General features: G+C 51.0%; 5 protein-coding genes, 2 tRNA genes and 3 rRNA genes. 5 read left to right on the forward strand and 5 right to left on the reverse strand.

Going from position 1 to position 12,867, the window contains the following annotated elements; all coding sequences use genetic code 11:
- The first annotated feature begins 446 nt into the window (after positions 1–446).
- The 5 genes from BZG20_RS04900 to rrf all read left to right on the forward strand — a co-directional run bounded on the left by BZG20_RS04900 (position 447) and on the right by rrf (position 6,485).
- Positions 447–2,398: ribosomal RNA gene (locus tag BZG20_RS04900) — 16S ribosomal RNA — on the forward strand.
- A gap of 256 nt (positions 2,399–2,654) precedes the next feature.
- Positions 2,655–2,731, forward strand: a tRNA-Ile gene (locus BZG20_RS04905).
- A gap of 107 nt (positions 2,732–2,838) precedes the next feature.
- Positions 2,839–2,914, forward strand: a tRNA-Ala gene (locus tag BZG20_RS04910).
- A 317-nt stretch (positions 2,915–3,231) separates the two neighbouring features.
- Positions 3,232–6,317, forward strand: a 23S ribosomal RNA gene (locus tag BZG20_RS04915).
- A 73-nt stretch (positions 6,318–6,390) separates the two neighbouring features.
- Positions 6,391–6,485 (forward strand): 5S ribosomal RNA (gene rrf, locus BZG20_RS04920).
- Together the 16S, 23S and 5S rRNA genes with 2 tRNA genes alongside form the textbook arrangement of a ribosomal RNA operon.
- A gap of 163 nt (positions 6,486–6,648) precedes the next feature.
- On the opposite strand, the gene BZG20_RS04925 is transcribed toward rrf, so the two are convergent.
- The 5 genes from BZG20_RS04925 to hemW form a co-directional block, all read right to left on the reverse strand.
- Entirely contained in the window at positions 6,649–7,551 is a 903-nt protein-coding gene (locus BZG20_RS04925) for a LysR substrate-binding domain-containing protein (protein WP_077578280.1), read from the reverse strand.
- A gap of 59 nt (positions 7,552–7,610) precedes the next feature.
- Positions 7,611–9,155, reverse strand: a complete 1,545-nt coding sequence (locus tag BZG20_RS04930; RefSeq protein WP_158010017.1) for a HAMP domain-containing protein — start codon at positions 9,153–9,155, stop codon at positions 7,611–7,613.
- 214 nt (positions 9,156–9,369) lie between these two features.
- Positions 9,370–10,392, reverse strand: a complete 1,023-nt coding sequence (gene rsmC / locus BZG20_RS04935; protein WP_077578282.1) for a 16S rRNA (guanine(1207)-N(2))-methyltransferase RsmC — start codon at positions 10,390–10,392, stop codon at positions 9,370–9,372.
- 110 nt (positions 10,393–10,502) lie between these two features.
- Positions 10,503–11,588 (reverse strand): AI-2E family transporter, encoded by a 1,086-nt coding sequence (locus BZG20_RS04940; protein ID WP_046075056.1) that lies wholly within the window; start codon positions 11,586–11,588, stop codon positions 10,503–10,505.
- A 124-nt stretch (positions 11,589–11,712) separates the two neighbouring features.
- Positions 11,713–12,864, reverse strand: coding sequence for a radical SAM family heme chaperone HemW (gene hemW / locus BZG20_RS04945; RefSeq protein WP_077578283.1), 1,152 nt, complete (start codon positions 12,862–12,864; stop codon positions 11,713–11,715).
- Positions 12,865–12,867: the final 3 nt, after the last annotated feature.

The following is a 12,867-nucleotide window of genomic DNA, read 5'->3' on the forward strand; positions in this document are numbered from 1 at the left end:
TTATTGGCTAAAAAAGAGCAGATCGTCTAAAAATGGAGCGTTTAGAAGAAAAGATAAAATTAATGATTGACGCTTGTCACAAACGCTTTAGAATGCCGCCCTACTTAACGCAGACAGCGCGTTAGGTGAGTCAAAAAGAGATTTTGTTTCACCCGGTTGGGTTGAAAATAAAAGATAAAATTTCTTCTTGACTTTAACGGCAAGGCGCGTAAGATACGCAGCCCTGACCGAGTGAAGCGCAGCTTCGCACAGTCAACGCTCTTTAACAATTTGACCTATGCAATCTGTGTGGGCACTCGTTGAGAATAGACAAAAAGATTTATTCGATGAACTGAGTGACCAAACGACAACTTTTATAGTTGTTCGGCACAGTCAATTCGTTTGTCTCTTCGGAGATAAACAGTAATCAGTATTCATTGAGCAGTTTCTACGGAAACACCAAACTTAAATTGAAGAGTTTGATCATGGCTCAGATTGAACGCTGGCGGCAGGCCTAACACATGCAAGTCGAGCGGAAACGGCAGYATTGAAGCTTCGGTGGATTTRCTGGACGTCGAGCGGCGGACGGGTGAGTAACGGCTGGGAACCTGCCCTGACGAGGGGGATAACCGTTGGAAACGACGGCTAATACCGCATAATGTCTACGGACCAAAGGTGGCCTCTACATGTAAGCTATCGCGTTGGGATGGGCCCAGTTAGGATTAGCTAGTTGGTAAGGTAATGGCTTACCAAGGCGACGATCCTNCTGGACGTCGAGCGGCGGACGGGTGAGTAACGGCTGGGAACCTGCCCTGACGAGGGGGATAACCGTTGGAAACGACGGCTAATACCGCATAATGTCTACGGACCAAAGGTGGCCTCTACATGTAAGCTATCGCGTTGGGATGGGCCCAGTTAGGATTAGCTAGTTGGTAAGGTAATGGCTTACCAAGGCGACGATCCTTAGCTGGTTTGAGAGGATGATCAGCCACACTGGGACTGAGACACGGCCCAGACTCCTACGGGAGGCAGCAGTGGGGAATATTGCACAATGGGGGAGACCCTGATGCAGCCATGCCGCGTGTGTGAAGAAGGCCTTCGGGTTGTAAAGCACTTTCAGCAGTGAGGAAGGTGGTGTACTTAATAMGTGCAYKGCTTGACGTTAGCTGCAGAAGAAGCACCGGCTAACTCCGTGCCAGCAGCCGCGGTAATACGGAGGGTGCGAGCGTTAATCGGAATTACTGGGCGTAAAGCGCATGCAGGCGGTTTGTTAAGTCAGATGTGAAAGCCCGGGGCTCAACCTCGGAACCGCATTTGAAACTGGCAGGCTAGAGTCTTGTAGAGGGGGGTAGAATTTCAGGTGTAGCGGTGAAATGCGTAGAGATCTGAAGGAATACCAGTGGCGAAGGCGGCCCCCTGGACAAAGACTGACGCTCAGATGCGAAAGCGTGGGTAGCAAACAGGATTAGATACCCTGGTAGTCCACGCCGTAAACGCTGTCTACTTGGAGGTTGAGGTTTAGACTTTGGCTTTCGGCGCTAACGCATTAAGTAGACCGCCTGGGGAGTACGGCCGCAAGGTTAAAACTCAAATGAATTGACGGGGGCCCGCACAAGCGGTGGAGCATGTGGTTTAATTCGATGCAACGCGAAGAACCTTACCTACTCTTGACATCCAGAGAACTTTCCAGAGATGGATTGGTGCCTTCGGGAGCKCTGAGACAGGTGCTGCATGGCTGTCGTCAGCTCGTGTTGTGAAATGTTGGGTTAAGTCCCGCAACGAGCGCAACCCTTATCCTTGTTTGCCAGCACGTAAWGGTGGGAACTCCAGGGAGACTGCCGGTGATAAACCGGAGGAAGGTGGGGACGACGTCAAGTCATCATGGCCCTTACGAGTAGGGCTACACACGTGCTACAATGGCAGATACAGAGGGCAGCGAAGCTGCGAAGTGGAGCGAATCCCTTAAAGTTTGTCGTAGTCCGGATTGGAGTCTGCAACTCGACTCCATGAAGTCNGGTGGGAACTCCAGGGAGACTGCCGGTGATAAACCGGAGGAAGGTGGGGACGACGTCAAGTCATCATGGCCCTTACGAGTAGGGCTACACACGTGCTACAATGGCAGATACAGAGGGCAGCGAAGCTGCGAAGTGGAGCGAATCCCTTAAAGTTTGTCGTAGTCCGGATTGGAGTCTGCAACTCGACTCCATGAAGTCGGAATCGCTAGTAATCGTGGATCAGAATGCCACGGTGAATACGTTCCCGGGCCTTGTACACACCGCCCGTCACACCATGGGAGTGGGCTGCACCAGAAGTAGATAGCTTAACCTTCGGGAGGGCGTTTACCACGGTGTGGTTCATGACTGGGGTGAAGTCGTAACAAGGTAGCCCTAGGGGAACCTGGGGCTGGATCACCTCCTTACTGACGCTATTCTTGTACACACCGCCCGTCACACCATGGGAGTGGGCTGCACCAGAAGTAGATAGCTTAACCTTCGGGAGGGCGTTTACCACGGTGTGGTTCATGACTGGGGTGAAGTCGTAACAAGGTAGCCCTAGGGGAACCTGGGGCTGGATCACCTCCTTACTGACGCTATTTTTGCGAGTGTTCACACAGATTGTATAGGTTGAAAGTCAAAGAGATACGAATGCCTTAGTGAAAGGCTCGTACCTTAGATGGGTCTGTAGCTCAGGTGGTTAGAGCGCACCCCTGATAAGGGTGAGGTCGGTGGTTCAAGTCCACTCAGACCCACCAATTTCTYCTGATRCTRCGTTAGTGCATTCCTCGTTTAGCGAACTAAACGTCGAAATACACTGCCTTGCCTCAAAAGAAATTGGCACCAGCATCTAAGGAATTATGATGGGGCTATAGCTCAGCTGGGAGAGCGCCTGCCTTGCACGCAGGAGGTCAGCAGTTCGATCCTGCTTAGCTCCACCACTTTTTAAGCGCATTTATGRTGATAAGTGTCTTTAAAAAGTGGTTTATCGTATTGATAAACACACATGCTCTTTAACAATCTGGAAAGCTGACAAGTCATTCTTAAAGAATGACAGTAAAGTTCTCAATCAGTGACAGAAATGTCACTCACACAATCAAGTGTGCTTGGGCTTTGTCTTAGTGATAAGCAAAGTCTCTATTTTGAGTCCGGCAAAAACAAAACCTTAATTGGTTGATGATTCAACACTGAGTGGTTTTGCGACGCAGATTTCTTTTTTAGACAATCTCGCCGTAAATAAAACCTCTTGGGGTTGTATGGTTAAGTGAYTAAGCGTAGACGGTGGATGCCTTGGCAGTCAGAGGCGATGAAGGACGTRCTAACCTGCGAAAAGCGATGGTGAGCTGGTAAGAAGCATTTGAGCCATCGATGTCCGAATGGGGAAACCCACCTGCATAAGCAGGTATCTTAGYGTGAATACATAGCGCTAAGAGGCGAACTCGGGGAACTGAAACATCTAASTACCCGAAGGAAAAGAAATCAATTGAGATTCCGGCAGTAGCGGCGAGCGAACCCGGAGCAGCCCTTAAGCGGCTTAGGCGTTAGGTGAACAGGTTGGAAAACCTGGCAATAAAGGGTGATAGCCCCGTAACCGACGGCGCCTTAGRCGTGAAAWCGAGTAGGACGGGACACGTGATATCTTGTCTGAACATGGGGGGANTACCCGAAGGAAAAGAAATCAATTGAGATTCCGGCAGTAGCGGCGAGCGAACCCGGAGCAGCCCTTAAGCGGCTTAGGCGTTAGGTGAACAGGTTGGAAAACCTGGCAATAAAGGGTGATAGCCCCGTAACCGACGGCGCCTTAGRCGTGAAAWCGAGTAGGACGGGACACGTGATATCTTGTCTGAACATGGGGGGACCATCCTCCAAGGCTAAATACTCCTGACTGACCGATAGTGAACCAGTACCGTGAGGGAAAGGCGAAAAGAACCCCTGTGAGGGGAGTGAAATAGAACCTGAAACCGTCTACGTACAAGCAGTGGGAGCCTCTTCGTGGGGTGACCGCGTACCTTTTGTATAATGGGTCAGCGACTTAATGTTAGTAGCAAGGTTAACCGCATAGGGGAGCCGTAGGGAAACCGAGTCTTAACTGGGCGAGTAGTTGCTAGCATTAGACCCGAAACCGAGTGATCTAGCCATGGGCAGGTTGAAGGTTGAGTAACATCAACTGGAGGACCGAACTCACTAACGTTGAAAAGTTAGGAGATGACCTGTGGCTAGGGGTGAAAGGCCAATCAAACTCGGAGATAGCTGGTTCTCCCCGAAAGCTATTTAGGTAGCGCCTCGGACGAATACTACTGGGGGTAGAGCACTGTTAAGGCTAGGGGGTCATCCCGACTTACCAACCCTTTGCAAACTCCGAATACCAGTAAGTACTATCCGGGAGACACACGGCGGGTGCTAACGTCCGTCGTGGAGAGGGAAACAACCCAGACCGCCAGCTAAGGTCCCCAAGTTATCGCTAAGTGGGAAACGATGTGGGAAGGCTCAGACAGCCAGGATGTTGGCTTAGAAGCAGCCATCATTTAAAGAAAGCGTAATAGCTCACTGGTCGAGTCGRCCTGCGCGGAAGATGTAACGGGGCTAAGCGATACACCGAAGCTGCGGCAATGTCCTTATGGATATTGGGTAGGGGAGCGTTGTGTAAGCTGTTGAAGGTGTGCTGAGAGGCATGCTGGAGGTATCACAAGTGCGAATGCTGACATGAGTAACGATAAAGGGGGTGAAAAACCTCCTCGCCGGAAGACCAAGGGTTCCTGTCCAACGTTAATCGGGGCAGGGTAAGTCGGCCCCTAAGGCGAGGCCGAAAGGCGTAGTCGATGGGAAACGGGTTAATATTCCCGTACTGCTGCTTACTGCGATGGGGGGACGGAGAAGGCTAGGTGGGCCTGGCGATGGTTGTCCAGGTTCAAGTGCGTAGGCTGATTTMTTAGGCAAATCCGGGAAATCAAGGCCGAGACACGATGTCGAGCCACCAAGGTGGTGAAGTCATTGATGCCATGCTTCCGGGAAAAGCCTCTAAGCTTCAGGTAAGTAGCAACCGTACTCCAAACCGACACAGGTGGTCGGGTAGAGAATACCAAGGCGCTTGAGAGAACTCGGGTGAAGGAACTAGGCAAAATGGTACCGTAACTTCGGGAGAAGGTACGCTGCCCGCGGTGAAGTCCCTTGCGGATGGAGCTATGGGCAGTCGCAGATACCAGGTGGCTGCAACTGTTTATTAAAAACACAGCACTGTGCAAAATCGAAAGATGACGTATACGGTGTGACGCCTGCCCGGTGCCGGAAGGTTAATTGATGTGGTTATCGCAAGAGAAGCCATTGATTGAAGCCCCGGTAAACGGCGGCCGTAACTATAACGGTCCTAAGGTAGCGAAATTCCTTGTCGGGTAAGTTCCGACCTGCACGAATGGCGTAATGATGGCCACGCTGTCTCCACCCGAGACTCAGTGAAATTGAAATCGCAGTGAAGATGCTGTGTACCCGCGGCTAGACGGAAAGACCCCGTGAACCTTTACTACAGCTTGGCACTGAACATTGAGCCTACATGTGTAGGATAGGTGGGAGGCTTTGAAGCGGCGACGCCAGTTGCTGTGGAGCCATCCTTGAAATACCACCCTTGTATGTTTGATGTTCTAACTTAGCCCCGTTATCCGGGGTGAGGACAGTGCCTGGTGGGTAGTTTGACTGGGGCGGTCTCCTCCCAAAGCGTAACGGAGGAGCACGAAGGTGGGCTAATCACGGTCGGACATCGTGAGGTTAGTGCAATGGCATAAGCCCGCTTAACTGCGAGAGTGACGGCTCGAGCAGGTACGAAAGTAGGTCATAGTGATCCGGTGGTTCTGAATGGAAGGGCCATCGCTCAACGGATAAAAGGTACTCCGGGGATAACAGGCTGATACCGCCCAAGAGTTCATATCGACGGCGGTGTTTGGCACCTCGATGTCGGCTCATCACATCCTGGGGCTGAAGTCGGTCCCAAGGGTATGGCTGTTCGCCATTTAAAGTGGTACGCGAGCTGGGTTTAGAACGTCGTGAGACAGTTCGGTCCCTATCTGCCGTGGGCGTTGGATGATTGAGGGGAGCTGCTCCTAGTACGAGAGGACCGGAGTGGACGAACCGCTGGTGTTCGGGTTGTGTCGCCAGACGCATTGCCCGGTAGCTAAGTTCGGCACAGATAAGCGCTGAAAGCATCTAAGCGCGAAGCTGGCCCCGAGATGAGTCATCCCTAGAGCTTCGAGCTCTCTAAAGGGTTGTTCTAGACTAGAACGTTGATAGGCAGGGTGTGTAAGCGCTGTGAGGCGTTGAGCTAACCTGTACTAATTGCCCGTGAGGCTTAACCATACAACACCCAAGAGGTTTTGGGTTGGACTCGAATAAAGCCAGTTGATTGTGGCGAGAACGAACAGCTTTCTAGATTGCGCTTTGGACCCACCTGACTCCATGCCGAWCTCAGTAGTGAAACGAAGCAGCGCCGATGGTAGTGTGGGGTCTCCCCATGTGAGAGTAGGACATCGCCAGGCTTGCTTTCTTGTTTTCAGATTTTTGGAAAAATCTGAAGGCAAAAACRGATTTAAKCAATCAAAGCAGATTGACGTAAGACTTTGATGAAAAAACAGCAAGCCCTGACCTCACGGTCGGGGCTTTTTTGTATCTGTCGCGTGGTGATTGCTGGTTAAGTAGAAGAATGGGGTTGAGGTTGCCAGTGTAAGCAGAAATCCCAGAAGCGGGTGAGTAGGCCTGACTGGTATTTATCTTTGTGGCGCACAAGCCAATAGCGCCGGGATAATAGCAAAGGGAGTTCGAGGGCAACCACTCGACCATCGGCAATGGCGTGTTGAGCGGAGAGCTTAGACAGGTACGCCAAGCCTAACCCGGCACTTGCAGCATTTAAAATCGCTTCTGTGGTATTGAGCTCGAAAGAAAGGTGCCAGCGCTCGAAGCGAGGAGCAAGGCGTGAGAGAAAGTGCTCACGGGTGCCCGAGCCAGATTCGCGGATCAGCCAAGTTTGATTGTCGAGATCGCCCACACTTAACGGTGCGTGACTCACAAGTGGGTGATTAGGGTGACAAACCACCGCCATCTGATCGCTTAACCATGGCGTTTGCAGTAAATCGGGATGCAGTATTTCACCCTCTATCAACCCAATATCCAGCTCGAAGTGTTGAAGGCGAGCGATGATTTCTTGGCTGTTGGCAATCACCAATGTTTGTTGTTGATGACACGTCGCATGCCGAAAATCACTAATCAGTGTAGGTAAAAGCTGGTTACCCACCGTATCGCTTCCACCTAGTCGCAACCAACCAATCAGTTGGCTATCGTCTTTTAGTGTGGCACTGATTTCGTCGCTGCGGGTGAGTAGTTCATCTGCTTTAGGGATAAGCGCTATCCCTTGGTCATTGAGGTGAAGCCGATTGCCGCGTCGATCAAACAAGGGGTAACCGAGCTGACTTTCTAACTCGGCGAGTGCCATACTGACTGCCGGTTTACTGAGAAACAGTTTCTTGGCGGCGGCGGTGATGGTGCCCTCTTGCACGATGGTTAAAAACACCCGCAGTTGAGGAAGAGAAAGCGTCATCGAAACCTAATGATAAAGAGTTTCAAACACTATAAGGCGGTGCCTGTGCGATGACAATCTTAACGCTGGCCTTTGTCTTGGCTGACCCAGTGCTGGATATCTAATTGTGCCTGTTTTAATGTCTGATAGTGTGGTGATTGCTCACTCGTATGCTTGAGAACAAAGTCGAGCGTGCGCACTACATTTCGCCAACGTGGTGTTTTTGGGACGGTTTCTACGTGCAGGTACTTATCCAAGGTTCTTGTTTGAAAGCTACCTTTATCCTGGTAAACACGCCATAAGCCACTTTTTTCTGCTAGCCCGATTTTATCCCCACCCCAAGCGGCCAGAGCCAAGTTCATCGCATCCACTAAGCGACGATGAATACTCTCCGGCTGATGCGCTTGTGTCTCTTTATCGTTAATTGTGCTTGATGGAGAAAAATACGTCGCTCTCAAGCTGTGTTTCAAGTGGGAGAGTGCGCTTGCAAGGCGACCAATTTCATCTTTTCGCTGGCGATGGGTGACCGGATAGTCCAGTTCACCTGCGGCAAACTGCTCGGCGCACCAAGTCAGTTGTAAGATAGGCAGTGTCAGGCGGTGAGATAGCCAATGCCCAACACAGACTAATAAAACAATAACGACGATCACGAGTGTCGCACTGATCGCATACAAGTGGCGCAGAGGCTGATAGGCACGTTTTTGAGGTGTACAAGTGATCAACGCCCAAGACGCCCCCGCCACATTGACGGGTCGATACGCCGTGAGTTGAGGCATGAGTGTATATTGGCTTGGAGACATGACCCCTTGTTGGCCATGGAAAGCGGCATCGATGGCGTGCTTTGATGGCAAGATCGAGGGCCTAGCTTGATCAGTGTGAGGCACCCAACTGTTGAGTAACGATTGATGATTTTGATTAATCAGCCACAGCCCCGACTCTGGTTGCTGCCGTTGGCGAAGTGTCGCAGACAAGTTATCGGTTGTGGTGCTAATAGCAAGGACGCTTTGCATATGGCCGCTTTTAAGTATGGGGACCAGATACCAAGCTTGCATGGTGCGTGAGCCATGTGGCTCAAAGGCAGTGCGCATCCATTTAGGGCGCTGCTGGGCAGGCATATTCATCAATTGCTTGATCGCATTTTTCAGTGATGGGTTGTCCTGTGTCATGGGGTGGGCTTTGACGGTGTATACGAGGTTTTGGTTTAAATCAAACATCGCGAGATTGTTGAACGCGTATCTTGCTAACCAAGATTGAAATTGGTGATGAAAGCGACGATATAAGCGGTGATACTTTTGGGCTGTTACGCCAGCATATTGGTTCGGAGACTGTTGAAGGATCGGTATGAGTCGACGCTGCGATTGGCGCGTATCATCACCGAGTTGTTGGAATGCATGAGGAAAGCCATAAAAGCGTCCACCGCTGCTGGTTGCTAGATCAGAGGCTGCAAGATTGGTTACCGCGCGCACTTGGTCATTAAAATATGATGTGATGGTGACATAGTAACGATCGCGCTCGCTCTCGAGCTGTTGATGGGCTTGATCGATCAGCAGTTGCGACTGACTCCAAGTAAAGTATCCCGTCAAAATCACCACAGGGATAATACTAAGACTAAAAAACCACCACATAAAGCGGCGTTGAAGACGTGTAGAGCAACCTATATCCATTTGCACGCTGTGAATACCTCTCCCTGATCACGCGGGCTTGAATCGCAAACGGCTGCCCAAAGGCAGCCGCGAAAGAGTAGACGCTAACACGTCCGATCAGTCAAAACTGTGACCTGCTGTCAGGTATCAAACCTTACAAGTGTGTTATTCGATTGATTGATGGTGTTGTCAGCAACTAGCGTGCTTTTCGCGCATGATAAACGGCAAATCGGCGGGTTTTCGCAAGGGTATCGCACTGACCGAATCCTTTTTCAATAATCGGCGGATAACGTAAGAAGCTGTTGGCGACGATCGCTAATTGGCCGTGACGGCGCAGGTAGCGAGGTGCGTTTTCCAGCAAGGATTCGGTGGCATGGTAAAATGTCTCCAATCCTTCATGGAAAGGTGGGTTGCTTATAATGGCATCAAACTGCTGTCCACTGACGGCCCCTAACATGTCAGAGACAAAAACAGAGCCGCTGAGCCCATTGGCCGCGAGCGTCGCTTGGGTTGATGCGACCGCTAAATGACTCACATCAACACAGGTGACCGTACAGCTTGGGTGGGTAGCCAGTACCGTGCCGATAACGCCCGCGCCACAGCCGACATCAATCACATCGCCTTGTATGTCGGGCAGGTGCTGGAGTAATAAGGCCGTGCCATCATCAAGGCTTTTGTGACTAAACACACCGGGTAAAGCACGAACAGTGAGTGATAGGCTGCCTACTTGGAGAGGGTAGTCGTGAAACCAATCTGCCAGGCTAAATGACGCCGCCGGTGATGTGCACTGGCCATGGTATAGGCTGCATCGGCGAGCTGAATCTTGTTTAATGACTTGGCCATACGGTGCAAAACGTTTTTCGATGCTTTTGACGCCACTGCGGTTTTCACCCACTACGATCCAATCGACATTCGCGCCGAGACGATGCGTGAGCATCGCGAGAAGAAAATCGGCTTCCGCTTTTGACTTAGGCCAGTAGAAAAGTACCACGTCGACGGCGCTATCATCCGTATATTCTGCGCCTGCGTGTACATGGATGTCAGTATTTGCCATTCGTGTGGCATAGCCATGATGGGTCGTAAATACCGACACGCGTGCGGCATGAGGCAGTAGCTGCTGGGCAAAGTCATCTTCGAGCTCCCCGGCCAATAGAACATGTTTATTGGCGAACAAGGTGAGGTGACGCTGAGCAATCTCGCTAGGTGCCGTGAGGGTCATGAGGGTTCTCTTTCCGGTTATAAGTACTTATCGGCCGCGTTTGAAGGTAGGGTGGCGCGCCAAGACGAGGATTTTCCCACAAAGCGCGCACTAGGCCAATATCAAACCCCCTACGCGTTATCTTGTCGGTCAAGAAAGCGTTCAAATTCGATCTCGTACATCCGAAAGAGTACCAAGGTAATCGAAAAGATAATCGGACCATAGATAAGCCCCATCAAGCCGAACAGATGAAGCCCACCTAATAGTGAGAAGAAGATAAGCAAGGTATTCATCCCCGAGTTACCCTGCATGAGGAAGGGGCGGAGTAGATTATCGATGGAGCCGACCACCACAACACTCCATATCAGTAAGGCAATAGCCCATTGCCAATCGCCCGTGGCCACCAAATACAGCACGGTTGGCAGCCAGATAAGCGCAGTGCCTACCACAGGGATAAAGGAAGCGAACGCCATCATGGTCCCCCAAAATAGCGCTGGCAGCCCGACGGCCCACATCGCTAGCCCGCCGGCGGCCCCTTGCGCCAAGGCGGTAAGAAAGGACCCAAGCACGGCAGACTTGGCGACCTTCTCTACTTCATCCAGTAACTGATCTTCTTGGCTTCGTGATAAGGGGATCACGTGGCGGAGCGTATGGATAATGCTGTCGTGATCACGGAGCAAGAAAAACAGGACAAACAACATCAGCATGAAGGTGATAAAAAAGTCGGTCACATCACCTAATACCTTGGAGCTAAATTCGAGCATTTGGCCACTGAATGAAGACATCCAAGCCGCCAGCTTTTTCACGGTTTCTTGTGGGTCAATTAAATCAAATGGCAGCCACTGGTTGAGAAAATGCAGCGACGATTGTATTTGCGGGTTGTTGAGTAACTGTTTTGCGCCGCCGTTGTTGAGCCATTCGTAACTGCGTGTAAAAAAGCTCACGCCTTGCTCGATAATGGCCCCTGCTACCACGGTGAGCGGAATGATGATGATAAAGGTGATTAAGACACAGGATATGACCGACGCCGTGTTTGGGCGTTGTCCAATGCGATCTTCAATACGTTTATGAACAGGGAAAAAGAGCAAAGAGACAATAAACGCGAGTACAATTGCACCAATATAGGGCTCAATAAGTAAATAGCACGCATAGGCTGCGATGATCAGCGCGGCGATTAAAGTCCAATGTTTCGGCTCGACACGAAATGACGAAGTCACAGGGTATCCCTCTTAGGCTGGTTGAATGAATCGCGCTTGCTTTACTTGCCGTCAAAAGACCAATCCGCCGCTGGGCAGGTAAAGGCGCCTAAACAATAGGCACCTTAACATACAGTTTGTTGCACTAGTCAGCTAAAAAAATGGCCAAAAGATCGTTGAGGAAGAGTTTACCTTTGGCGGTCACTTGCCAATGTGTCTCGGACTCAACGAGCAGACCTTGGTCATACGCTTGAGCTAATGGCTGGTTAAGGTGGTCGAGAGGCAACCCCGTGCGGGCAACAAACTCGGCTTTCGGACAAGGCTCGAGTAGGCGAAACCGATTCATGAAGAACTCAAACGCGAGATCAGTCTGTTTCACCCACTGGCTATCTGTGAGATAGGCCTTTTGTGGATCAAGATAGCCGCGTGGATGCTTCACTTTAACAGTCCGAAGCAGGCGAGGCTGATCGCCATTCGGTAAGGTGAGTTTGCCATGGGCGCCGCAACCAATCCCCAAGTAGTCGCCAAAGCGCCAGTAGTTGAGGTTATGAGCGCATTGATGATCGGGTAAGCTGTATGCAGATGTCTCGTATTGCACGTAGCCAGCGTCGGTAAGCAGCTGATGGCCGCGATCAAAAATGTCCCACAAGGTATCTTCTTCTGGCAGGGTCGGTGGTTTGGAGTAAAACTGGGTGTTGGGCTCGATGGTCAACTGATACCAAGACAGATGTGGCGGCTTAAGTGCGATGGCTTTTTCCAAGTCACCCAGTGCTTCTTGCTCTGATTGCTCAGGTAAACCATGCATTAAATCGAGGTTAAAACTGTTTAATCCAGCTTGATGAGCAAGGTGGGCCGCACGCTCTGCCTCGCCAGGGCCATGAATACGCCCTAAGCGTTCGAGCTTATCAGCAGAAAAGCTCTGCACCCCGATAGAAATCCGGTTAACGCCTGCTTGTCGATAACCGATAAATTTATCGGCTTCCACGGTGCCAGGGTTGGCTTCCATGGTCACTTCCATGCTCTTACTGACGGGAAGGCGTGCTTTGATGCCATCCAATAGGCGAGCTATCTGTGAAGGCGACATCAAGCTTGGTGTACCGCCTCCAATAAAGATCGAGTGCAGTGTGCGCGTGATGACTGAAGGGTAGGCGGTAAGATCGGCATCAAGATCGTCAAGCAGCGCATCGATATAATCCTCTTCTGGGATCGCGCCCTTTTGGGTATGCGAATTAAAATCGCAATAGGGGCATTTTTGTACACACCAAGGGATGTGCACATATAAACTCAATGGGATCATGGC

The sequence above is a fragment of the Salinivibrio sp. IB868 genome, from assembly GCF_001995655.1.
GTDB classification, from domain to species: Bacteria; Pseudomonadota; Gammaproteobacteria; order Enterobacterales; family Vibrionaceae; genus Salinivibrio; species Salinivibrio siamensis.

Excerpts from the sequence above, each read along its gene's own strand:
- BZG20_RS04925 (WP_077578280.1), bottom strand. The coding sequence starts at position 7,551 with ATGACGCTTTCTCTTCCTCAACTGCGGGTGTTTTTAACCATCGTGCAA.
- BZG20_RS04930 (WP_158010017.1), bottom strand. The coding sequence starts at position 9,155 with ATGTGGTGGTTTTTTAGTCTTAGTATTATCCCTGTGGTGATTTTGACG.
- rsmC (WP_077578282.1), bottom strand. The coding sequence starts at position 10,392 with ATGACCCTCACGGCACCTAGCGAGATTGCTCAGCGTCACCTCACCTTG.
- hemW (WP_077578283.1), bottom strand. The coding sequence starts at position 12,864 with ATGATCCCATTGAGTTTATATGTGCACATCCCTTGGTGTGTACAAAAA.